The organism is Bacillus sp. 103mf (genome assembly GCF_900116295.1).
GTDB lineage: Bacteria > Bacillota > Bacilli > Bacillales > Bacillaceae_G > Bacillus_A > Bacillus_A bruguierae.
The window spans coordinates 42,101-65,227 of record NZ_FPAF01000014.1; the positions used below are offsets into that span (position 1 = coordinate 42,101).

The 23,127-nt window shown below is 36.0% G+C and carries 19 protein-coding genes and 2 pseudogenes; 15 read left to right on the forward strand and 6 right to left on the reverse strand.

From position 1 onward, the window contains the following. Positions 1–74 precede the first annotated feature (74 nt). Entirely contained in the window at positions 75–1,523 is a 1,449-nt protein-coding gene (locus BM350_RS21280; RefSeq protein ID WP_090916913.1) for a L,D-transpeptidase family protein, read from the reverse strand. 341 nt (positions 1,524–1,864) lie between these two features. Between BM350_RS21280 and BM350_RS21285 the strand changes: the two are divergent. Next, positions 1,865–2,250: pseudogene (locus tag BM350_RS21285) on the forward strand (DnaD domain protein); the annotation flags it as partial. A gap of 179 nt (positions 2,251–2,429) precedes the next feature. Beyond that, positions 2,430–3,167, forward strand: coding sequence for a tRNA pseudouridine(38-40) synthase TruA (truA, locus tag BM350_RS21290; protein WP_090916915.1), 738 nt, complete (start codon positions 2,430–2,432; stop codon positions 3,165–3,167). A 218-nt stretch (positions 3,168–3,385) separates the two neighbouring features. Here truA and BM350_RS21295 read toward each other — a convergent pair whose 3' ends face one another. Next, complete coding sequence (locus BM350_RS21295; protein ID WP_090916917.1) at positions 3,386–4,789, reverse strand: sigma-54 interaction domain-containing protein; 1,404 nt, start codon at positions 4,787–4,789, stop codon at positions 3,386–3,388. Between the two features lie 281 nt (positions 4,790–5,070). Here BM350_RS21295 and BM350_RS21300 point away from each other — a divergent pair, with 281 nt between their 5' ends. Further along, on the forward strand, positions 5,071–5,325 hold the full coding sequence (locus tag BM350_RS21300) for a biotin/lipoyl-containing protein (protein WP_090916918.1): 255 nt from the start codon (positions 5,071–5,073) through the stop codon (positions 5,323–5,325). A gap of 430 nt (positions 5,326–5,755) precedes the next feature. After that, positions 5,756–7,171: an amino acid permease gene (locus BM350_RS21305; protein WP_090916920.1), complete on the forward strand. Its 1,416-nt coding sequence runs from the start codon at positions 5,756–5,758 to the stop codon at positions 7,169–7,171. 61 nt (positions 7,172–7,232) lie between these two features. On the opposite strand, the gene BM350_RS21310 is transcribed toward BM350_RS21305, so the two are convergent. Next, the gene (locus BM350_RS21310; RefSeq protein WP_090916922.1) at positions 7,233–7,901 is read right to left on the reverse strand and encodes a DUF1232 domain-containing protein; all 669 of its coding nucleotides are present in this window, start codon (positions 7,899–7,901) and stop codon (positions 7,233–7,235) included. Positions 7,902–8,028: 127 nt separating this feature from the next. On the opposite strand from BM350_RS21310, the gene ytaF reads away from it, so the two are divergent. Together ytaF and BM350_RS27080 are read left to right on the forward strand one after the other, a co-directional pair. Further along, the gene (gene ytaF / locus BM350_RS21315; RefSeq protein ID WP_090916924.1) at positions 8,029–8,637 is read left to right on the forward strand and encodes a sporulation membrane protein YtaF; all 609 of its coding nucleotides are present in this window, start codon (positions 8,029–8,031) and stop codon (positions 8,635–8,637) included. 307 nt (positions 8,638–8,944) lie between these two features. Further along, positions 8,945–9,103: a hypothetical protein gene (locus BM350_RS27080; protein WP_020061179.1), complete on the forward strand. Its 159-nt coding sequence runs from the start codon at positions 8,945–8,947 to the stop codon at positions 9,101–9,103. Positions 9,104–9,150: 47 nt separating this feature from the next. On the opposite strand, the gene BM350_RS21325 is transcribed toward BM350_RS27080, so the two are convergent. Together BM350_RS21325 and glsA are read right to left on the reverse strand one after the other, a co-directional pair. Continuing rightward, positions 9,151–9,492, reverse strand: a complete 342-nt coding sequence (locus BM350_RS21325; protein ID WP_090916925.1) for a DUF3969 family protein — start codon at positions 9,490–9,492, stop codon at positions 9,151–9,153. Between the two features lie 178 nt (positions 9,493–9,670). Beyond that, on the reverse strand, positions 9,671–10,600 hold the full coding sequence (gene glsA / locus BM350_RS21330; protein WP_090916926.1) for a glutaminase A: 930 nt from the start codon (positions 10,598–10,600) through the stop codon (positions 9,671–9,673). Positions 10,601–11,004: 404 nt separating this feature from the next. On the opposite strand from glsA, the gene nagE reads away from it, so the two are divergent. The 3 genes from nagE (at position 11,005) to BM350_RS21345 (ending at position 14,980) form a co-directional block, all read left to right on the forward strand. Further along, the gene (gene nagE / locus BM350_RS21335) at positions 11,005–12,501 is read left to right on the forward strand and encodes an N-acetylglucosamine-specific PTS transporter subunit IIBC (protein WP_090916927.1); all 1,497 of its coding nucleotides are present in this window, start codon (positions 11,005–11,007) and stop codon (positions 12,499–12,501) included. Positions 12,502–12,680: 179 nt separating this feature from the next. Further along, positions 12,681–13,862 carry a serine hydrolase domain-containing protein gene (locus BM350_RS21340; RefSeq protein WP_090916929.1) on the forward strand — a complete coding sequence of 394 codons (1,182 nt, stop codon included), beginning with the start codon at positions 12,681–12,683 and terminating at the stop codon, positions 13,860–13,862. Positions 13,863–14,161: 299 nt separating this feature from the next. Continuing rightward, the gene (locus BM350_RS21345) at positions 14,162–14,980 is read left to right on the forward strand and encodes a sugar ABC transporter ATP-binding protein (RefSeq protein WP_090916931.1); all 819 of its coding nucleotides are present in this window, start codon (positions 14,162–14,164) and stop codon (positions 14,978–14,980) included. A gap of 292 nt (positions 14,981–15,272) precedes the next feature. Here BM350_RS21345 and pyk read toward each other — a convergent pair. Then, a pseudogene (gene pyk / locus BM350_RS21350) lies at positions 15,273–16,682 on the reverse strand (pyruvate kinase); the annotation flags it as partial. 229 nt (positions 16,683–16,911) lie between these two features. Between pyk and BM350_RS21355 the strand changes: the two are divergent. From BM350_RS21355 to BM350_RS21380, 6 genes are read left to right on the forward strand one after another with little or no spacing between them, the layout of a single operon-like run. Next, the gene (locus BM350_RS21355) at positions 16,912–17,310 is read left to right on the forward strand and encodes a DUF2642 domain-containing protein (protein WP_090916935.1); all 399 of its coding nucleotides are present in this window, start codon (positions 16,912–16,914) and stop codon (positions 17,308–17,310) included. 17 nt (positions 17,311–17,327) lie between these two features. Continuing rightward, a complete protein-coding gene (locus BM350_RS21360) occupies positions 17,328–17,522 on the forward strand; it encodes a hypothetical protein (RefSeq protein WP_090916937.1) in 195 nt (64 codons plus the stop codon). Between the two features lie 10 nt (positions 17,523–17,532). Beyond that, positions 17,533–19,074, forward strand: a complete 1,542-nt coding sequence (locus BM350_RS21365; RefSeq protein ID WP_090916938.1) for a glycosyltransferase family 2 protein — start codon at positions 17,533–17,535, stop codon at positions 19,072–19,074. Continuing rightward, entirely contained in the window at positions 19,064–20,311 is a 1,248-nt protein-coding gene (locus BM350_RS21370; RefSeq protein ID WP_090916940.1) for a nucleotide sugar dehydrogenase, read from the forward strand. The genes BM350_RS21365 and BM350_RS21370 overlap by 11 nt, the downstream gene beginning before the upstream one ends. After that, complete coding sequence (locus tag BM350_RS21375; RefSeq protein WP_090916943.1) at positions 20,308–21,273, forward strand: NAD-dependent epimerase/dehydratase family protein; 966 nt, start codon at positions 20,308–20,310, stop codon at positions 21,271–21,273. Before BM350_RS21370 ends, BM350_RS21375 begins: the two co-directional genes overlap by 4 nt. Beyond that, complete coding sequence (locus BM350_RS21380; protein WP_090916945.1) at positions 21,266–22,825, forward strand: glycosyltransferase family 2 protein; 1,560 nt, start codon at positions 21,266–21,268, stop codon at positions 22,823–22,825. The genes BM350_RS21375 and BM350_RS21380 overlap by 8 nt, the downstream gene beginning before the upstream one ends. The last annotated feature ends 302 nt before the right edge of the window (positions 22,826–23,127 follow it).

The following is a 23,127-nucleotide window of genomic DNA, read 5'->3' on the forward strand; positions in this document are numbered from 1 at the left end:
AAGAAGCAGAAAATCACTTAGGATTTCCTGCTTCTTTATTTTTATAAAGAAAATACTTGAGAGACTGTTATTTACTAGTACACGACAACCGGTTCATAAGTACTGAGATTATCATACACGGTTTTCGCAATACTAGGAGAGAGATTGACACATCCGCCTGAACCTCCCGTTAAATAGGCAGTATTTGCCCAGTCTGTCCGCCAGCCGGCATCGTGGAACCCTTGTCCGCTGTTTGTGAATGGAGCCCAGTAATCTACTTTAACGGAATAATCAGGTTTACCTACTGCGCTGCCTTTGAGTGTGTACGGTGAGCGTTTATAGAGGATATACCACACTCCCGGTGATGTATCTTCACTCGTGCTATGTTTACCTGTCACTACATTCGTTGTGACTGCCAATTTTCCATCTTTGTAAATCCAAATTTGCTGTTCTGCAATTGACACTTCCGCATACGTGTCTCCAATGCCGTTATTCGATGTTGTTTCATAACCGATGCCTTCATTATTCCAGCCATTTCCGTGAATATTAGAAGCGGAAAGCGATTTTTCGCCTTTTTCAAAGGCTTGTTGGACTTGCCTTGTTTCTTTTTCAATATCTAGTGCCCAGCCATAGCCTTGTCCTTTTACTGATATGACCGAACCAGAATGGGTTTTAAATGTGAAGTCTTTATTTAATGTTGATTTAGAATTATTAATTTCAGCAATCTTGTTCTTAATGCCGCTCGCGTCGATTGTAACTTTCATATCCTTTGACATAGAGGCATTTTTAATTAGATCTTTAGCTTTTAAAGAGTACACTTCATTTTGTACCTTATAATCAACAGACTGTTGCAGGAGATCCTGTAGTCTTTTCTCCTCTTCTTTGACAACCGGATTGTTTTCTTTAATAGGCTGTATGTATACAGGCTTCAGATGGATTTCACTTTTATACTTCTGCTTGTCGTAATCCTTCAATAGACTAGCAACATCATACTGTTTTCCGTCAATGCCTTTTGAGATAACAACTTTGCCCTGTTCGAGCTTCGCCATAGCATCTTGAGGCGCTTTTAAATTTTTATTCATAGATAAGAGCTTTTCTTCTACAAGTTTTTTCATCGTTTCGCTTCGATACTGATCCGCCTTTTCCGGTAGCAGCGAATAATTTTTTTCTTTTGAGGAAGGGAAAAATGTCCACTGGCTTTTTAATAGTTTCTTAACTTTAGGCAAATCTTTATCCGTAAGTTCCGTTTGCGTATTTTTTTCATCTAAAATTTGTTGTTGGCCGATATAGACTTTGTTTTCTAATCCAGATATTTTTAATTTCTGTATTGCCTGATCAGCAGTCAGACCGCCGACTTTTGTGTCATTAATCGTAACCTGTGAATTGAAACGAGTTGTCTGATAATAACTCATTCCCCCAATGAGAAGTGCAATTATACCGATGCCACCCGCTGTGATAAACTTCCAATTTGTAAAACGTTTGCTTGATCTTACTCGTTTTTTATCAACTTCTTCAACTGAATCATTTACTGTATTGTTGTTCATAAGCTATTCCTCCACATACATCAACGTCAACCGATTTTAAACTAAAACCATTGATTAGTTTACCTTATTATTCTTAAATTTTCATTATTTTTGACTAAATTTTATTGTATTTAATTGGTCGAATTTGGATTTTTGAATAGAATGACACATAAAAATGATAGCCAAATTCTTTCGATTCACATTGAATAGCCCCTTACAAGTAATAAATCATTACAAAAACAAAATAAAAAAACTACTACTACAAGAATCATCCCGAAAGAAATAAAATTATAGTAGTTATTTTTTATAAAAGCAAATTACCAAATTTCCTCACTCGTCTTTATATCTATTATGGAAACGGCAATTTATTCACGTTTTATGAACAAAACTTTGGCGGCTTGTCAGCATATACAAAGGATGAACTGAATGCGTGGATGGATGACCTGTCAGATGAACTTGTATTGAAAGCACTCCAGAATGCCCTTCACATAAGCTTGCTTATGTGAAGGGCATTTTACGGGACTGGCATGAGAGAGGATGTACGAAGCTTAGTGAAGTAGAGGAAGCAGTAAAGACTAAGGCGTTAGCAAAGATTGAAAGGCTTGAAGATGAAATAAGACAGCTCGATATAGCCATGGCTGCCGATCGTATCGAGTATGAGGAGCTTAATCAGCTATATGGTAGGAAACTTGAATTAAATCATGAACTAGATTCGGCGATGGAGTTGTGGTTAAGTTTTGGGGATTAAATTTAATAATTAAGCGTGTATACAAGAGACCGAGTAAAATCGGTCTTTTTGTATTCATTATCTACCACGGTGCTCTGTAGCGTGGTATTTTTTCACATGAAGGTGTATATTTAGGTACAGGTAAAAGAAAGGCGGTGAGTCTGTTACTAAAAACAGAATGGGCTTAGTAGCAGAAAACAATGAACAACTACAAATTAACAATTCAATATGATGGCAGTCGCTATAAAGGCTGGCAGCGGCTTGGCAATAGTGAAAATACCATTCAAGGAAAAATAGAAAATGTATTATCTGAAATGTTAGGAAGAGAAATTGAAATCATTGGATGCAGCAGAACAGACGCGGGTGTACATGCTCTTAATCAAGTAGCTAACTTTAAGATTGATGAGAATTTGACGGAACCTAAAGTGAAAAAGTATTTAAATCAATACTTACCAAATGATATTAGTATTACTGATGTGGAATTAGTTTCGGAGCGTTTCCATGCCCGTTACAATTCGAAAGCGAAAACGTATTTATATAAGATTTGGAATGAAGAACATACGAATCCATTCATGCGTAAATACAGCATGCATGTTGGGAAAAAGTTAAATATTGAAAGTATGAAAAAAGCAGCTCAATATTTTATCGGTTCGCATGATTTTACAGCTTTCTCTAATGCGAAGTCGAAGAAAAAATCTATGGTTCGTGAAATCTATTCATTAGATGTAACGGAAAAGGATGGCTTCGTTCAAATTAGAGTAAGCGGAAACGGATTTCTTCATAATATGGTGAGAAAAATTGTTGGAGCGTTAATAGAAGTTGGATTAGGTCAGTTAGACGCTGAAGCAATACCGCAAATTTTAGAGGAAAAACAACGAAATCAAATCAATTGTCTTGCTGATGCAAGTGGATTGTATTTGGAGAAAGTTGATTTTTAGGGGGAAATAAAAGACGTTTTTTCGGATAAGTAGTTCTGATACTATGGGGAAATCGTAAAAATAGATAAAATAGCGCTATAATTAACACATAAAATAGCAAGTTAAATAAAACAAAAACCACAAAAGAAATAATTCTTTGTGGTTTTTGTTTTATTTTCGTTTCAGATTATGAACTAATTTTCTTGTTTATTTTTTTGCGCTTCTAGAAACCTCTAAGATTACGTATTCAACCCATACTTTTTTAAGCGATATTGTAGATTTTGCCTACTTAATCCTAAGTATTTTGCGGCTTGCGAGATATTTCCATTATGTTCGCTAAGAATTTCGATGATATATTCTTTTTCCATTTCTTTTATTGTGTTCTTTAAAGTTTTCGATTGATTGTTTTCCCGTTTGGCTAGAGGCGGATGAATGGGAATTTCGTTTTTTGTTAGCTCATAAAAACGGGTTGGGATATGGGATGTTGTAATAACGTCCTCATCTTCAATTAAGTTCATAGAGCCTTCAATGATGTGCTCTAACTCACGTATATTACCGGGCCAGTCGTGTTGATAGAAAAAATTTATTACGCTGTCATCTACACTTTGTACTTGTAAGCCAAACTGCATATTATATTTTTCAATAAAACGATGAAGAAGCGGTAAGATGTCTTCTTTACGCTGTCTTAAAGGTGGGAGAAATAAAGTAACGACGCTTAATCTGTAATATAAATCTTTTCGCAGACGATTATGCGTGATAGCTTCAATTGGATCTTCATTAATTGTAGCTATGATACGAACGTCTACTTCTTTTTCTTGTGTTCCTCCGATTCTTCGGATTGTTTTATCTTGGATGGCACGCAACAATTTAGCTTGCAGTGATGGACTTAATGAGTTAATTTCATCTAATAATAAAGTTCCTCCATGTGCTTCCTCAAATAAACCTGGTTTATCGATTGCCCCTGTAAAAGCTCCTTTATTTGTACCGAATAATAAGCTTTCCATTAAAGTTTCGGGAATGGCCGCGCAATTTTGCGAAATAAAAGGCTTTCCAGCACGATGGCTTTCATTATGAATACTTTGTGCAAATAGTTCTTTTCCAGTTCCTGTTTCTCCCACGATCAGTACAGAGGAAGAGGTACGTGTTACTCTTTTTGCTTCTGTAATAACCGATTGAATGGCGCTAGAATGACCTATTATATGATCGAAGGTAAATTTAGTATGATGCCCTCGAATGGCGTTTCCTTTACTAATTTGTTTTAATGGAAGAATCTCCTTTACTATTTCAATAGCGCCCTTGATTTTTCCATGCTTCACTATAGGAAAGGTATCATTAATCGTTGTAATCTCTTGTCCTTTATTATTAAAATAAGTTTGTTTTATATTTTTCTTCGCTTTTCCAACTGTTAACGCCTCGATAAGAGTACTATTCTGGTTTTCTTCAAATGCAAATACTTCTAAAAGATTTTTATATAGTACATCTTTACGATCCATCGATTCAATTTCCATCATTTTGCGATTATAGATGATTGTTTTGCCTTCTTCATTAATCATGTGAATCCCAATATCAATTTCATTAAGTAAAGTCTCATATAGCATATTCATTTCAATTAATTTTTTGAAATTGATTTCTTCTGTATACATGTTTCATCTTCTCCTTGTTATACCCTATGAAGACTGATTTTTCTTAATTTTAATAAAATTTTTGCGAGTATGCAAAAAAAATTTGCGTTTTTAAGGTTAAAAACCTTTAAGAGAGAAGAAAGATTTTGCGTAGAATGAAGGTTTTTTCAGTATGAACTCTTAATCTCAAGTCAGAAATTAGGTTGGTACATATCTTGCATAAATAATAATTGAATTCTAGCAATTTGGAGGTGGGTTAAAAGGTTTACAAGCGCACTTAATAAGGAAGAGAGGTTTAAAAGATGAAAACAGTAGTAGAAAACGTGTACAGTCCTTGTTATGGCAGAGTTGCAAAATTATTTATTGATGAAAGCTCCTATGTTTATGAGTGGGAGAAATTGGCTTTAATTGAAACAATGGATAAACAAAAAGTAGAAGTTAAAGTGGGAATTAGCGGCTATGTGGAATTGCTAGAAGTAGAAGAAGGACAAGCTATCACGAGTGAAACATTATTAATAGCAGTTAGGGACGATTTATTGATCACAGGAAGTGATTAATATATATAAATTAAAAAAAGCGACATAAAAACTTCCTTTTTTTTTAAGGGAGGGCGAGAGCATCTGGCCATGTATAGAAGCGGTCAGGGCCTTTTCCTGCCACATGCGAGGTTTGAAACAAAGGGAGAAAGCAAGTAGCGGTTATGTTGTATTGTGCATAGCAGCGACTTACGTGTTGCCAAATGAAATAGATTTATAAAGTCCCTCTGGATAATGTACTGTTTTCTGTTAATCTTTTAAACAATTATGGTAAATGATAAAAAAATTTTCGTAGCAACTATCTATCGGGTTATCGGTATTTCATTGGATTGGGAGATTTTCTTTTGAAACATCTCCCTCCTGTTACAAATCTATATTAATAATGAGAATGCACTTTATTCTTTTTATATTATTTTTAAAGCGTTTACATCTTTGGGTAGGGGGGATTCATATGGAAAAGCAAAACCAGGAGTTAAAGCGAGAGCTAAAAAGTCGACACATATTTATGATTGCACTTGGAGGGGTTATTGGTACAGGGCTTTTCTTAGGATCTGGCTATACAATTCATGAAGCCGGACCAGGCGGTGCACTTGTCGCGTATCTTGTTGGGGGCTTTGTTATGTATTTAACGATGCTCTGCCTTGGCGAATTAGCAGTTGCCATGCCGAATGCAGGATCTTATCAAATGTATGCTACAAAGAATATTTCGCCTGCGGTAGGTTATGTAGTCGGTTGGATGTCATGGCTAAACTGGTCTGTTACGATAGGTATTGAACTAATCGCAGTGAGCATTTTAATGAAGCGCTGGTTTCCACATGTTCCATCTTGGATTTGGTGCGTCGCTTTTGCAGTACTTCTTTTTGCTATTAATGCATTATCATCACGGAGTTTTGCAGAGGTTGAGTTTTGGTTTGCAAGTATTAAAGTCATTACGATTATTGCGTTTATTATTTTAGGCGGTGCAGCGATGTTTGGTTTTTTACATATGAAAGGAAATGAAGCAGCACCGATGCTTTCAAACTTTACGGATCACGGGGGACTGTTCCCGAATGGACTGAAAGCGATTCTAGTTACAATGATTGCCGTCAATTTCTCCTTTCAGGGAACTGAAATTGTTGGTATTGCGGCTGGAGAGAGTGAAAATCCGGAGAAAACCGTTCCGAAAGCAATTAATAACACGGTTTGGCGTATATTCGTTTTCTTTATACTTTCGATGTTTATACTTGCTGGCTTATTCCCATGGCAACAAGCAGGATTAGTAGAAAGTCCGTTTGTAGTTGTATTTGATAAAATTGGGATTCCATATGCTGCAGATATTATGAACTTCGTTATTATTACAGCGGTGTTATCAGTAGCAAATTCTGGCTTATATGCAACTTCTCGTATGCTTTGGTCTATGTCGAACCAAGGGATGATTAGCCCGATTTTTGGGAAGTTATCTAAAAAGGGTGTTCCAATTTATGCATTAATTACAAGTACGATTGTTGGTTGTCTTTCCTTATTATGTGGTATATATGCAGAAGATACAGTTTATTTATGGCTTCTTTCAATTGCAGGATTCGGTGCAATACTAGTCTGGGCATCTATTGCTTTATCAAATCTTTTAGGTAGAAGAAGGTACGTAAAGCAAGGCGGGGATATTAAGGATCTGAAATTTAAAACGCCGTTGTATCCGTTTGTGCCGCTTCTTTCTTTCGTATTAAATATGGCCGTAATTGTGAGCATGGCTGTTATTCCAGATCAACGTATGGCATTGTATTGTGGCATTCCGTTTATGTTAGTTTGCTTACTGTTTTATCATTTTTCTAAGAATAAAAAAATGAAACAGGTTGAAGAAACGAATACAAAAGAAGTACATAGTTTATAATAAAAACAAAGAAAATCGGAGCATGTTGCCCCGATTTTCTTTGTTTTTTATGTGGAATCAGTTATTCTTCTTTCTCCGATTTGTTTTTAATCTCAATTAATTTTTCCTTTGCTAATTCTACTGCAATTGCATCATCTAAGTATCCAATGGGAAATACGTAATCTGGAATAATATCTGTTGATAAAACGAAATAGAGCAAGGCACTTCCGATAATTGTTCGTTCTTGCGATGTAATCGTTTCTTTGCAAAATTGATGATACATATCTGTTAATTGATCAATGAAAGGACCTGTACTATCAAGTTGTTGCAATTTTGTTGAGAAACCTTCATGAATAAGGCGTGTGCCTTCTGTTGTTTGTGCATAGCGTTCGTAATTTTCAAGCTCTTGTTTTACACGAGTTGTTGTGTACTTGTAATCAAATAAGTTGGAGGATTGTAATGTGTTTTGAATGGCATCAATTGATGTATACATTTCAGTCTGGGGTTCAGTAGTTTGTTGAGGCTGTTTGGCATACGTTGCATCATATAAGAACTGTATAGGGATTTGTAGACATTCTGCAAATTTTTGAAGATGCTTTTTCTTCACTTGTTGCTTTCCATTAATAATTCGTGAAATGGTGGAAGGATCAATAGCGGTTAGCGTTCCAAACTGCCGCATCGATAATGAACGCTCTTGTAACAATTCTTTTAATACCGTACCGAGTTGATGGTTTATATTTTGAGTAGACATAGTTTTAGGCGCTCCTTTTTGTTTCTGAAATGTTGAGATTTTATTAAAAGTATATGAAACAGACAGGCACAATTGCTCAATATTTGCATACGATGCAATAAAAAGTGCAATAAAGGAGTGCTTATTGGTGTATATAACAAGTTTGCTTTCCATTCTTTTTATTGGGATTGCTTCAAATTTAGATAATGCGGGTGTAGGCATTGCTTATGGAATTCGGAAGATTCATATCTCATGGTTCAACAATTTTATCATAGCTTTCTTTGGCTTTTTCTTTACACTCTTGGCAGGTTTTTTCGGGAATTGGCTTTCCTTGTTTATTTCAAGTGCTGCCGCTAATACGATAGGCGCTATCGTACTTGGAAGTATTGGCGTATTGGTATTATGTCAGCCGCTGCTTAGTAAAGAGGAAGGAGAAAGAAAGCAAAGCAATGTGTTGATGCGTATTTTACGTAATCCAGAAGCAGCTGATTTTGATGAGTCTAAAATAATTGGCTTTTCAGAAGCAATTGTACTTGGCGTTGCATTATCCATTAATAACATTGCAGGTGGTTTTGATGCAGGTGTGACAAATTTGAATTTGTGGATAACGGCTATAATTTCAGGTTGTTTTAGCTTCTTATGTGTTAGGTTCTGTTCGTATATCGGTAAAAAATACTTAGCGCTATATCTAGGGAAATGGGCAACTATCATTGCTGGAGCTTTGCTTATTATCATTGCAGTTAAGCAGCTTTTGTGAAAGCTATATAAGTTAAAGAACGACATAAAACCCCTTTTTTAGGAGGGACGAGAGCATCTGGCCGTGCATAGAAACGGTCAGTGCCTTTTCCTGCCACATGCGAGGTTTAAAAACAAAAGGATTAAGCGAGCAGGAGTCATGGCGTGTTTTGCATAGCAGCAAGTATAGAGTAAAGCGATTCTACTGCTCGTTAAGTAACGAATAAAACAATTTTCTACCATTTCCTCGGAAATACAACAAACTATTGCATATGTCGACGCCCTTTTATTTATACTAACATAGACTTTAGGTAAAGGAAGGTGTTAGTATGGGACGCGGTAAATCCTTTGATCATAAGAAAAAAGGACACGATCATCAACCTCCAAAAGGTGCGTATATTCATAAAGATGTAAATGAACATACGTTAGAAGAGGAAGAATTACCAGTGAATATTGAAACGTATAAAAATAGTTTGAAAAAACATTAAAAAGCACCTAAAAAGGTGCTTTTTCTACATGTAATGGAAGCTTCATCTTACCGAATATCTTCAAATAATTGTTCCATTTCTTCATACATTTCATAGTAACTTAGTACTTGAATACAGCGCCATTTTAACTCTTCGATATTTTGTTCTAAATCTTCGGGGATTAAATTTTGAATGTCTTCTAATTCAATGCCAAAATGGATAATTTCTAGTACTTTATCATCAATACTTCGATCCATTAACAATTCCAGCACATCTAGATTAAATATGTATCGATAGGCTTCATCAAGGGAAACAACTTTTAATTTTAAACTTTCAACGATACTTAATACAAAAAGAAGGATGGTCTTCTCAAGAACTGCCTGATCTTCTGTTTGAAGGATGAGTTTCATGGGTACCTCCGTTTTATCCAGTTTGTTCACCGAATACTTTCCGTAAGAGCTGATTAGTTTAAAGATATTCCTTGCATGGGAGTTTCATGTTATAAAACATTAGGTTGTACTATACTATTCAAACCTGTACAAAGAATATGCACAATTATAAAGAAAAAAGCGCCTTTTTAGACGCTTTTTAGAAAATACTCCAGCCTTCTTGTTCAGAAAGCAATTCTAATATTTTAAATCCAGCAAGGCTATTTCCGTTTTCATCTAGTGCAGGGCCGAAAATTCCAATACCCATTTCACCTTTGACGCAGCCTAAGATTCCGCCAGCTACACCACTTTTCGCTGGGATCCCAACGCGAATTGCAAATTCTCCAGATTCGTTGTACATACCACATGTCACCATAAATGTTTTACAAATTTTTGTAATATGTTTTGGGATAATTTGTTTATTATAATATGGATCATAACCATCCATTGCAAAAATGAGTCCAATACGAGCTAAGTCGATGCAACTTACTTCGATTGCACATTGACGTGTGTATAGGTCCATTAACTCTTCGATATCCCCATCAATAATGTTGTTTTGTTTCATATAGTAACAAAGAGAACGATTTAAAAAAGCCGTTTCTAATTCAGAGATGGCAACTTTAGAAGAGTAATTAATGGAAGGATTATCTGTTATATCACGAACAAAGTGAAGGATACGTTCCATTTTTTCTTCATTAGAATTTCCTGCAATCATACTTGTAATAGCTAATGCCCCGGCATTAATCATTGGATTTAATGGTTTAGATGGGCTTGTTGTCTCTAGCTTAATAATAGAATTAAAAGGATCACCAGTTGGTTCCATGCCAACTTTAGAAAATACATACTCTTCACCGCAATCTAAAAGTGCGAGTGCAAGGGTAATTACTTTTGAAATACTTTGGAGTGTAAAGAGTGTCTGGGATTTTCCGGCATGAACGTAATGGCCGTCTTTATGATAAATGGCGATTCCTAAATCATCAGGATTTGCGTTTCCTAACTCAGGAATATACGTTGCAAGCTTACCTTGTTTCGTATAGGGCTGAACTTGATCTAATAATTGTTGTAAGTTGTTAGTCTCGATACACTGCATAATAAACACCCCTAGTTGTATTAGTTATTAAATTTAACTTTCCCGACAAGCGTGGAAATAAATAATAACATGAAATTGAGGAATGATAAAATGCAACTTCTATTCATTTCCTTTATATATATAGGAAATGAATAGAAAACCCTCTTTTTAGGCGGTCGAGAGCGTCTGGCTATGCATAGAAGCGGTCATCTTTTATTCTGCATAGCAGAGACTTATATGCCAGAAAATTAAAATGGATATATATAATAGAATTAAATAAAGGAACATAAATTTATAAAAAAATCGATTATAATAACTACACATCTATACAACTATATGTTATTATGATTTTGTAATAGAAAGCGTTTTCTAAAACTTGTTTACAAATGGTAACGATTTCATAATCTTAGATAGGGGGAATTCAGATGTTGCAGTTTTTACAACGTATTGGTAAAGCGTTAATGCTCCCAATTGCAGTATTACCAGCAGCGGGTCTATTACTTCGCTTAGGGCAGCCTGACGTATTTAATATTCCTGTTATGGCACAAGCCGGTGCAGCAATCTTTGATAATTTAGCACTTATTTTTGCAATTGGTGTTGCTGTTGGGTTGTCTATTGATGGCAGCGGTGCCGCAGGTCTTGCAGGTGCGATTGGCTATCTTGTTTTGAAAAATACGACTGATGCTTTAAGTAAAGGGTATTCAGCGGCAGAGTTAAACGATAAATTGAAAAGTGTTCAAGATTTAGTTGGTTCTGTAGATCCAACTAAAGTAGCAGATACTTTAGGAAAGATTTCCAAAGCGGCAACGTTAACACCAAAAATTAACATGGCCATTTTAGGCGGTATTATTGCTGGTATCGTTGCTGGATTACTATATAACAAATTCTATAAAATTAAATTACCAGAATGGTTAGGATTCTTTGCTGGTAAACGTTTCGTTCCAATTATTACATCTGTGGTGACGCTTCTGTTAGGTTTAGTATTTGGACAAATTTGGCCAACAATTCAAAGCGGTATCGATTCGGTAGCACATAGTATCGTTAACTTAGGAGCGATTGGTGCAGGACTTTTCGGTTTATTAAACCGTTTATTAATTCCAATTGGTTTACACCATGTAATGAACACGTACTTCTGGTTTGTATTTGGTGAGTTTACAAACTCAGCAGGAGCTGTTGTAAATGGCGAAATTGCTCGTTTCTTTGCAGGAGATCCAAGTGCAGGTATGTTTATGACAGGCTTCTTCCCAATTATGATGTTTGGTTTACCAGCAGCATGTTTTGCGATGATCGCAGCAGCAAAACCAGAAAAGCGTAAAGCAGTTACGGGTATGTTAATTGGTCTTGCATTAACTTCATTTTTAACTGGTATTACAGAACCAATTGAATTCTCATTTATGTTCTTATCACCAGTATTATATGGGATTCATGCTGTATTGACAGGTCTTTCTTTGTTTGTAACAACAAAGCTTGGTATTCACGATGGTTTCTCATTTAGTGCTGGTGCAATTGACTACGGTATTAACTTCGGTATTGCAACAAAACCAGTATTATTAGCAGGTGTAGGCTTAGTTTACGCAGCAATTTACTTCTTTGTATTCTATTTCTTAATTAAGAAATTAAACTTAAAAACGCCTGGTCGTGAAGATGATGAGTTATTAGAAGAAGGAACAATTGCAGCAGGTGAAGCTGGCTCCATCGGTGAAATTTATGTAGCATCGTTAGGCGGAAAAGAAAATTTAACTGTTATCGACAACTGTGCCACTCGTCTTCGTCTGCAAGTCAAAGATGCAAACTTAGTAAATGAACAAGCATTAAAACGTGCTGGTGCAAAAGGTGTTATGAAATTAAGTGATACAAGCATACAAGTTATCGTTGGGACAAATGTTGAGTCTGTTGCTGATGATATGAAGAAGCATGTATAAGGAATATGAAAAAAATCTCTCATTGATAAATGAGGGATTTTTTATTACGAATGTAACGGCTATCTTGCATTTTGGGTGCTCTTTTTTATTTTTTTACGCATAACGTTGGTAAAATACTGGTAGCGTGATAAAGTAAGATGTGAAATGAGCCACTATGTGAAAAGGCAGGTTTTATTGTTATGAAATCTCGCAGACCGATTGTATATATCAAACGCACGATTATTCTCAGTCTGTTGTTTGCCCTTGTATATTGGGGGTATACGAAAGTTACTTCTAATAATAAAGAAAAGGCAACGCTACAAGCAATAAAAGAAGTAAAAAAAGAAGTGAAAAAAGAAGTAAAGCAAGAAGTAAAGCAAGAAGTTGTAGAGAAACCAAAAGAAGAATTGATAGCTGAGCAACCTCCGCAAGAAATAAATAATAATGCCGAATTAGATGAGTATGTAAAGAGTAAAAACTTTAGTGGTACAGCGGTTGTTGTAAAAAACGGAAAGGTTCTTTTGAACAAAGGGTATGGACTTGCCAATCAAGAAAAAAATGTCGCTAATAATTCAGAGACATCCTATTATATTGGTTCAATTACAAAAGCTTTCGTCGCAACTTCTATTATGCAATTGAAAGAACAAAATAAATTAAACATAGAAGATACTGTCGCAAAATACATTCCTGACTTTCCAAGGGGAGGAGAAATTAAATTAGTACATCTTCTTACGCATACATCAGGGATTCCGGAGTACAGTGAGGGATCAGAGAACATCACCCATGAGGAACTAATCAAAAGAATAGGAAAGCAAAAATTGACATTCTCGCCTGGATTAAAATGGAAATACTCCGATTCTAATTATTCTGTGCTTGCGTATATCGCTGAGAAAGTGAGTGGACAATCCCTTGAAGATTATATTCAAAAGAATATCTTTGAAGTAGTCGGTATGAAACATTCAGGGTTCGGTGATAAGTTTCAACAAGGAAAATATCCATCTACTGGTTATAAAATTGTAGATAATAAAATGACAACACCAGCTTTACCAAGTATGTCGCAATTATTTGGCTGTGGTGATATATATACGACTGCATATGATTTATATTTATTTGATCAAGCTTTATTTACAGGAAAGCTTATTTCAAATGAAAGTTATCATCAAATGTTTACAGCATTTAAAAAGGATTATGGTTTCGGCTGGTATGTGGACCCTGGTAGTTATTCAAATCATGGCGTTATGCCAGGATGGAATTGTTTAAATAGTTTTAGTAAAGATGGAAATACGTATGTTGTGTTATTATCTAACATTCAAAATAATATTAAATCGTTTGGTACCGTAAGTAATGATATTTATACGAAGGTACGGCATGTAGAAGGTTAGAAAGCTATCTTACGAGATAGCTTTTTTGTAGTTTTATATGGGGATTTTTGTGAAAAATAAAAACTTAAAAACCTTTTCTTTTTAGGTGGGCGAGAGGATCTGGCCATGGATAGAAGCGGTCAGTGCCTGTTCCTGCCAGGTGCGAGATTTAAAACAAAAGGAGAAAGCGAGAGTAGGTCATGTTGTATTTTGCCTAGCCGCTACTTATATGGTGAAACATTAAAGTGGATGTATACATTTGGAAAAAGTGTTTGGGAATGAGATAATAATAAAAATATGTAAAAAATAAGGAGGTAAAAATGGGGATCCATGAGCACCATGCCCGGAATGGAAAAAGGTTATTTCTTTTTTCTATTTTTATATTTTTAATTGCTATTATAGCGTTTATCCTTGATTATGTTCGAACGCCACATTTCCAATGGAACAAAGATACGATGACCTTTATTAGTATGATTATAATGGCCTTTCTTTTTATGATTTATAGTTTTGTAGAAAGAGAGAGGGCGAAGAAAATTGGTACAACAATTTGTATCGAAGGGGCAGCGTCGCTCTTGCATCAACATCGATTCGTTGTACGAAGAGAAGTATCTTTAGTGATTACAGTTACATACTTTTCGATGGATGGAAATACAATGGGGATATTAAGAGAAGAATATGAAACAAAACTACAAAAACTATGGAAGATTTCCATATCGTTTATTTTGAAATCATTAAATGAAAAGCGCTTTGTTTTGTATAACGAACTGGGAGAAGAGATGCTGATTGTAAAGCAAAGAGCAGGCATCCCACTTTCTTATACGTTTCATGACTTAGCAGGGAATAAGATTTGTGAGTTGGAACAAACATTAAGCTTAAAAAAGTTAAAGTGGCTCTTACTGACTGAGCATGATGAAGAAATTGGCGAAATTAATGGGGATTTGTATGCGAATATCCAAAAGGGACAATGGAAAGATGGGAGTTATATTGAAGTAAAGGAAGATGCAATTCCAGTAGAAGCGATTGAATATTTTTCGGCTAGTGGTGGATCGCTTGTTAATTTATCAATTGTGGAAACCGCAAAGTACGAGAAGGCTTTATATTATGCGGTAGCTGCAATACTGACATTGAAAAATAGTTAGATATCTTTTAAATTATGGTAAAGTAAAGAAGGGCAGATGACATAGTGTATCTGCCTTTTTTACTCTGATAGCGGGCATTGCAATACCTATTTATATATAAATTCATTTTAATTTTTTGTCATAGGAATCACGGTTATGAAAAATACAACATGACCCGCTCTTGCTTTCTCTCTTTGTTTTAAAGTCTTGCAAAAGACCCTGACCGCTTCTATGCGCGGCCAGATGCTCTCATCTCCCCTAAAAAGAAGAGTGGTTTATCAGCTTTTTAACTTATACAAGTTTTTCTTTATTTAACAACCTCAATTTTCAGCAGATTTGTTGTTCCACGTTCGTTAACAGGGACACCTGCTGTTACAATGACGATATCTTGCGCAGTGATAAGCTGTTGTTCTTTAGCGTTACATAATGCTTGTTCAATTACTTCATCTGTCGTTTGTTTTGGTGCAGTGGAAAATGGATATACGCCCCATACGAGTGCGAGTTGCTGCATAACACATTGTTCAGATGTTGTTGCGATAATCGGAGTGCGCGGACGGTATTTTGAAATCATTTGTGCTGTATAACCGCTTTTCGTTGGTGTTAAAATTGCCTTTGCTTGTAAAGAATAAGCCGCTTGGACAGCAGCAGCACCGATTGTTTCTGTTATTTGTTTGTATTCATTGTGAAGTGATTGCTTTTGGCTTTGGAATAAAGAAGATTCTTCTACTTGCAGAGCAATTTTATCCATCATTTGTACTGCTTCTATTGGATATTCACCGGCAGCTGTCTCTCCTGAAAGCATAATTGCATCTGTTCCATCAAAGATGGCGTTTGCTACATCTGATGCTTCCGCTCTTGTCGGTCTTGGATTTCTTTGCATAGAATCAAGCATTTGTGTTGCTGTAATGACTGGTTTTCCTAACGTATTACAAGTGTGAATTAATTGTTTTTGAATGATCGGTACATATTCTGCAGGGATTTCAATCCCCATATCACCACGTGCAACCATAATTCCATCCGTAACTTCTACAATTTCTTTTATATTATCAATTCCCTCTTGGTTTTCAATTTTTGCGATAATACGAATATGCGAGGCGTTATGCTCTGCTAATATATTGCGTACTTCTAAAATGTCAGTCGCTTTACGTACAAAAGAGACTGCGATGTAATCAATCTGTTGCCCTATGCCAAAAATAATGTCTTGTTTATCTTTTTCAGTAATACCAGGGAGTCGGATTTTGACATTTGGTACGTTTACACCTTTATGATCTTTAATTATTCCACCGTGTATAACTTTCGTTTGTAATTCACCATTATCTTTGTTTGTTACTTCTAGCTCTAATAATCCATCATCGAGTAATAGATGAGACCCTACTTCTACATCATCATATAGACCTGCATATGTGACGGAAAAATGTTTAGGTGTTCCGAGAACTTTTTTCATTGAAACAGTGACAGTTGCACCTTCAAGTAATTCTGCTTGTCCGCCCTCAAATTCATCTGTACGAATTTTTGGTCCTTTAATATCTTGTAAGAGCGCAATGGTCTTTTTAGAGGCTACTGCGGCTTTTCGGATTGTATTTATACGTGCTTGATGTTCTTCGTGCGTTCCATGAGAAAAATTTAACCGAGCCACATTCATTCCGGATTCTAGTAAAGAAAGCAATGTCTCGTATTGTTCACTTGCAGGTCCAATTGTGCAAACGATTTTTGTTTTTCGCATATAAAATTCCTCCTTTTTAACCTAACCTATTAGTGGATAGTAAGTTTAATACAAGTTTGAAGTTTCACCTTATTATGTTGGCAATTGTATATGCACTTCATGTATAGGTATGTGATTTGTTTTATAAAAAATGTGCAATTTGTTTAGTACCAAAATTGGTGTTTTTGTATACCTTGATAAGTGTAGATAAGTTGTCCATACAACGAACTGTATATGGGAGGAAAGGATAGTGGCTTTATTTAAAAGTTGGCAAAAACTTGCACGGGTTATTCGGGAGCAATTAGATTGCTTTTTTTATGAAAAGTTAATGCCTGCTCTAGAAGAAATATTATTTTCATCACAGTTTGCAAATTATATAGAATTTTATACAAAAAAAGGTGTCAAAGAATATATTGAATCTGAGGAATTTCAAAACATCATTTGCCTTATTTTAAAAGAATGTAATGTTTCTCCATTTAAAGAAATTGCGCAGCAATTGCTAGGAAAAGAAGTTGAAATTACTGTAACAGTTGGCATTTTAACAGGTGTAATTTCACAAGTAGGAGATGATTTTTTAACATTACAAGAATCAGCTGGAAGCATTATTTTATTACCATTTACAAGTATTCTTTCAATTCGTGAATTATAGGGATAGGAGGGAAGAAAGTGAAGTTTATTGATGCATTACGGTCTCATGTGGGACAACTTGCTCAAGTTGTACTTGTTGGAGAAGCTGTGACGGGAATTATTTTATCTGTAACAGATGGAGTAGTTATTATACGAACAGCTCCGTCTTATGGTCCACCAGAAGATGTTATTGTAAGAATTCCAATTGTTTCATATGTTCGATTGTATAGTTAGGAGGAAGAAAATGCGTGTGTCTGTTGTGATTCCAGCACATAATGAGGCTCAGACGATAGGAGGTGTGCTAGAAGAAGTAAAAAAGGTACAACCTTATGAAATAATTGTTGTCGATAATGGATCTACCGATCGAACGAAAGAAATCGCAGAGGGCTTCGGATGTAAAGTCATTTATAGTAAGCATTCGTTAGGTAATGATGTTGGCCGGGCAATTGGAGCAAGGGAAGCGAAAGGAGAAATTGTTTTATTTTTAGATGGAGATATTATTATTTCGCATCAAGAGTTACTACCATTTATTCAATGTATTAAACAAGGAAAAGATATTGCGGTTAATAATTTAACATGGTCTGTTTATTTGAAGATTCGTCCACATTATACAACAGTGAGTAAACTTATGTTAAATCGTTTTTTAAATCGAAAAGAGCTTGTTGTCGGTTCACTCATTGCCATCCCACATGCGATAAAAAGAACTGTGATTGAGAAAATAGGCTGGTGGAATTTAGCAGATCCGGCATTATTTCAAGCAATGGCCGTTATAAAAGGGATGACCATTGGGGACTTAGGGTCTGTAGATGTTATTCATTCTAATAAGGTTCGCCCCGTTCATACAGGGACATCCCCCGGATCACCTTATCCAAAAGCGACAAGTCGTATTATGGGAGACCATTTGCGTGCATTGCATCATTTGATTGAAATATATGGCACGCGGGGTGGATTTACAGATGGTGAACGAAATCGGGATGTTGTAAGTGATTACACTTGTTTTATTCCGAAAGAAAAAAAGGCAAAATATAGTGCAGTTATTCCGGCCGGTGCAGAACGAGAAACAATTACGGCTGTTATTAAAGAAGTAAAGCGAGCAGGGATTGATGAAATTATTGTGGTTGCTAATGGTGCAGATAAAGAGACGATTCAAAAGGCTAAAGCAGAACAGGTTATTGTAGTAGAGTTTCGGGAAGCGCTTGGTCATAATGTTGCAAGAGCAATCGGAGCGATGTGTGCAACGGCAGATGTTCTCTTATTTATTGATAGCGATTTTGTTATTCAAGCTGAAGAGCTATTGCCGTTTATAAAAGCTATCGATAATGGTGTTGATATAGCATTAAATGACATGCAATGTTTGTTAGAGGAGTTTCATCCAGTGGATCCAATTAGCGCAGGAAAATATTTTGTAAACCTAGCAGTAAAGCGTCCGGACTTATGGAACAACTCTTTAACAGCTGTTCCACATGCGATTCATAGAAAAGTAATAGATACAATTGGCTATAAAGCGTTAATCATTCCGCCGTTAGCTCAAGTAAAAGCGATATTAGAAGGTTTTTCTATCCAAGCTATTCATTATGTTGATGTTGTAAAACCGAATCGAATTCGTCCAGAACAACATCATGTTGTGAACGGACGAATACCCGCCTTTGATCGTATTTTTGGGGATCAATTAGAAGCTATATCTTATTTATTAAAACATACAGATAAACGAGGAAGTTTTACAGATGGTGAACGTGACAGGGCGATTATAGACCAACTTAGAAAGGAAGAGGAGCATGGAAATTAATCATCGCAAAGTGGCGGTTATCGGTTTAGGATATGTTGGTTTGCCGCTGGCGATTCATTTTGCGCAGAAAGGATATAAGGTAGTAGGATTAGACAAAGATCAAGAGAAAATAAAAAGCATTCAAAACGGTTTTAGTTACATCCCTGATGTTACATCTAAAGTGTTGCAGCAATTAGTTGAACAGGGCGGCTTTAGAGCAACAACTCCAGAAAAAGGGGTGAAAGCATTTGAAGAAAGTACTCACATCATTGTAACGGTGCCAACACCGATAGATCAAAATGGTGAACCAGATTTAAGTGCCATCATTTCCGCCTCGCATTATATTCAAAAACATCTTCAAATGGGCCAAACCTTCATTTTTGAAAGTTCAACATATCCAGGTACGTTAGAAGAAGTAGTTATTCCGATTCTATCAAAAGGCGGTAAAAAGGCTGGGATAGATTATTATATCGGATATTCCCCTGAACGTATTGATCCGGCAAATACGACACATACAGTACAATCTATTCCAAAAGTTGTAAGTGGTCAAACAGAGTTGTGTAAGAAAAAAGTTATGGAATTATATGGAGATATATTTGATTATATAGTGCCAGTTAGCACGCCGAAAGTTGCTGAAATGTGCAAGCTCTTTGAAAATATACAACGGCTCGTTAATATTTCATTGGTAAATGAAATGGATTTATTATGTAAGGCGTTACAAATAGATTTTCGCGAAGCTTTAGAAGCAGCAGCGACGAAACCATTTGGATTCACACCGTATTGGCCAGGGCCAGGAATTGGTGGACATTGTATTCCCGTTGATCCGTTATATTTCCAATGGAAAGTGAAACAATATGGTCTGGTTAGTCATTTTATTGATGTTGCACATCGTATTAATGAGGAAATGCCGAAACATATTGTGAAACAAGTAAAAGAACAAATAACAGAAAAGGCAAACGTGTTGTTAATAGGTCTCGCCTATAAGAAAAATGTAAATGACTTACGCGAATCAGCTGCTCTTATAGTTGCCGACTTGTTACAAAAGGAAGGGTATAACCTGTCGTATCATGATCCATATATTCCGGTTGCAAACATTTCTGGTAAAAGTTATGAATCTATTTTATTAACGAAGGAAGCGATTGATCAAGCGGATATTGTAGTTGTTTTAACAGATCATTCTATTATTGATTGGAAGTTAATTAAACAAGCGAAGAAAGTATTAGATACACGTGGCGTATTAAAGCAGGTGAATATATGAAAAAGCGATGTTTAATTACAGGAGGAGCTGGCTTTATTGGCTCTCATTTAGCCGAAGAGCTTTTGCATCGTGGCTATGATGTAACGATTGTAGATAATTTTTATAAAGGAGAACGTAAATATCATTTAGAGTTAATGAAGAAAATTTCAACTGTAAAAGCAAGTGTGTTAGATAAAGAGAAAATTGAAAAACTGGTTCAAAGTCATGATGTCATATTTCATTTAGCGGCTATTTTAGGTGTAAGAAGCACGATGGAAAAAAGCGTTGAGCTCATTGAAACAAACTTTGACGGGACGAGAAATATTTTGCAAGCTGCTTTAAAAGGGAAGAAAAAAGTTGTATTTGCGTCCACATCTGAAGTGTATGGAAAAGCAAAACCACCTTTTTTAGAGGAGGGTGATCGTCTATATGGTGGAACTGCAAAAATTAGATGGAGCTATGCGATTTGTAAAACGTTAGAAGAAACGCTTTGTTTAAGTTACGCTCGCCAAGGATTGGCAGTAACAATTGTCCGATATTTTAATATATATGGACCACGCGCTAAAGATGGTCCGTATGCAGGGGTTATTCCGAGGTTTATTAGTGCAGCTTTGCAAGATAAAGCAGTTCCCGTATATGGGGACGGTGCACAAACGCGCTGTTTTACGTATGTAACAGATGCAGTAGAAGCAACAATTAGAGCAATGGATGAGAAAGTAAATGGTGAAATTATTAATATTGGTTCTGAACATGAAATTTCTATTCAAGAAGTTGCTGAAATTATTCGAAAGACAATTCAAAGTTCTTCGGAGATTATTTATCTTCCATTTGAGGAAGTATATCCTGATGGGTTTGAAGAAATTCCACATCGACGTCCGAGTGTAACGAAGTTAACTGCTTTACTGCAATTTCAACCAAAGGTGTCATTTGAAGAAGGATTACAGAAAACCATCACTTGGTTTCGTGAAGAATTATATGGTTAAGTCGTTATCTATTATTATTCCTGTATATAATGAAGCCGATTCTATTCGAGAGGTAATCCTTTCTGCAAAGGAGCTGAATCCGCTTGAAGTTATTGTTGTTGCGAATGGATGTACAGATGATTCGGAACGAATTGCAAAAGAGCTGGGTTGTACAGTATTAAGTAGTAACGAAGTGTTTGGAAATGACGTCGGTCGTGCAGTCGGCGCCAAGTGTGCCAAGGGTGAAGTCTTGTTATTTTTAGACGGTGATTTTCCTATTCCTTCATCTAGCCTCAGTTTTTTTCTCAATCCCATTTTACATGGACAAGCAGACGTGATTCTAAATAATTTTGACGCTTTATTTAAGAAAAAACAACGTCCGTATTCAATTACCGTCTGGCGACAAATTTTGAACGATATAGTGAACCGAGCCGATTTACAAATTGATTCAATTTTATCAGTACCGCATGCGATAACGAAAGAAGCGATAGAAAGTATTGGTTATGATGCATTATGTAATCCGATTGTTGCGCATGTTCGTTTAATAACACAAAAATGGCGAATACAGAGGCACTGTGCAATTGATGTCATTACTCCAAACAAGTTTCGTCCAGCTGAGCATGAAGCATATGGGGATCAACTTGCACATGCAGAGCAACGAATGATAGGGGATCATATAGAAGCATTGGGCGAATGGTTGGCTAATTATGATAGCCGAGGAGTATATACAGATGGAAATAGGAGAAGAGATATTGTATTAGCTTTGCAAAAGCTCGGTGATCAAGCATTGCCGCCGTATTATAAAGGTTGGGGTGTTCAATCTAATTTATATAATGGTAAACGACTTTCTATTATCATTCCTGTTCAAAATGAAGAAATGACAATTGCAATGGTTATTCAAGAAGCACGTAAAATTGAACCGCTTGAAATTATCGTTCTTGTTAATGGATCAAATGATCAAACAGCAACGATTGCAAAGCAGTGCGGAGCTACAACTGTTGTATATGAAGAAAGACTTGGAAATGATGTAGGGCGTTCTATAGGTGCTCAAATGGCTAAGGGGGATATTTTACTATTTATTGATGGTGATTTTGTGATACCTGCAAAAGATTTGTATCCTTTTGCCAAAGCGGTTGCGGACGGGCAAGATGTGGTATTGAATGATTTAAATTACTATTTGGATTTACGAGCGCCATTACACCTTGTTACGGCGCTAAAATATGCTTTAAACTTAGCTTGCAATCGAAAAGATTTAGGGATAGGTTCGCTAGTAGCTGTACCAAATGCGTTTAGTAGGAGTTGTTTAGAGTGTATTGGGTTTGATGCTTTATTATCTCCATGTGTAGCACAGGTAAAGGCGATATTAGCCGGCTTTTTAATTTCTTGTGTGCATCGCGTGGATGTGGATCAGCTGAATCGCATTCGTCCGAGCGAACATTTTGCAGTGAAAGGACATGCTCCTGCTGTACTTCGAATTATAGGGGACCATATAGAAGGTATGTCATGTGTGATAGAGGAACTTGGTGTTCGAGGTGGTTTTCATGATGGAGGGCGTAAGAGGGAACTGGAATGAAAAAAGGTGTGCCGAAACAGGTACACCTTTTTTTATTCTGTTTCAAAAAACTATAACAGAATAAAGGAAAAGAGTATTACAGTTTACAATAGGCACGACTCTTATACTACAGAGAAGGATTCCTTTATTTGAATGCCAAAAAAATAAAATTGCTAAAAGAGGGCTAATTTACCAAAGTTTCAAATGATGTTTTCACTATGCGAATAGGGGTTTGCTCAATTATTCACAAACATGTCACAACTTTAACGTTCACTTTTTTTAAAAAGTAGTATCCTAAATACGTAAGCTGTTATATAAAAAAT

What these genes read in the sequence shown, in the direction of transcription:
- BM350_RS21370 (WP_090916940.1), top strand. Translation starts at nt 19,064, where the DNA reads ATGGAAATTAATCATCGCAAAGTGGCGGTTATCGGTTTAGGATATGTT.
- BM350_RS21310 (WP_090916922.1), bottom strand. Translation starts at nt 7,901, where the DNA reads ATGTCTACTCAAAATATAAACCATCAACTCGGTACGGTATTAAAAGAA.
- BM350_RS21365 (WP_090916938.1), top strand. Translation starts at nt 17,533, where the DNA reads ATGCGTGTGTCTGTTGTGATTCCAGCACATAATGAGGCTCAGACGATA.
- BM350_RS21295 (WP_090916917.1), bottom strand. Translation starts at nt 4,789, where the DNA reads ATGTATACAGAAGAAATCAATTTCAAAAAATTAATTGAAATGAATATG.
- BM350_RS21375 (WP_090916943.1), top strand. Translation starts at nt 20,308, where the DNA reads ATGAAAAAGCGATGTTTAATTACAGGAGGAGCTGGCTTTATTGGCTCT.
- glsA (WP_090916926.1), bottom strand. Translation starts at nt 10,600, where the DNA reads ATGCAGTGTATCGAGACTAACAACTTACAACAATTATTAGATCAAGTT.
- BM350_RS21325 (WP_090916925.1), bottom strand. Translation starts at nt 9,492, where the DNA reads ATGAAACTCATCCTTCAAACAGAAGATCAGGCAGTTCTTGAGAAGACC.
- BM350_RS21345 (WP_090916931.1), top strand. Translation starts at nt 14,162, where the DNA reads ATGGGGATCCATGAGCACCATGCCCGGAATGGAAAAAGGTTATTTCTT.
- BM350_RS21340 (WP_090916929.1), top strand. Translation starts at nt 12,681, where the DNA reads ATGAAATCTCGCAGACCGATTGTATATATCAAACGCACGATTATTCTC.
- BM350_RS21280 (WP_090916913.1), bottom strand. Translation starts at nt 1,523, where the DNA reads ATGAACAACAATACAGTAAATGATTCAGTTGAAGAAGTTGATAAAAAA.
- BM350_RS21300 (WP_090916918.1), top strand. Translation starts at nt 5,071, where the DNA reads ATGAAAACAGTAGTAGAAAACGTGTACAGTCCTTGTTATGGCAGAGTT.
- BM350_RS21380 (WP_090916945.1), top strand. Translation starts at nt 21,266, where the DNA reads ATGGTTAAGTCGTTATCTATTATTATTCCTGTATATAATGAAGCCGAT.
- BM350_RS21305 (WP_090916920.1), top strand. Translation starts at nt 5,756, where the DNA reads ATGGAAAAGCAAAACCAGGAGTTAAAGCGAGAGCTAAAAAGTCGACAC.
- BM350_RS27080 (WP_020061179.1), top strand. Translation starts at nt 8,945, where the DNA reads ATGGGACGCGGTAAATCCTTTGATCATAAGAAAAAAGGACACGATCAT.
- nagE (WP_090916927.1), top strand. Translation starts at nt 11,005, where the DNA reads ATGTTGCAGTTTTTACAACGTATTGGTAAAGCGTTAATGCTCCCAATT.
- truA (WP_090916915.1), top strand. Translation starts at nt 2,430, where the DNA reads ATGAACAACTACAAATTAACAATTCAATATGATGGCAGTCGCTATAAA.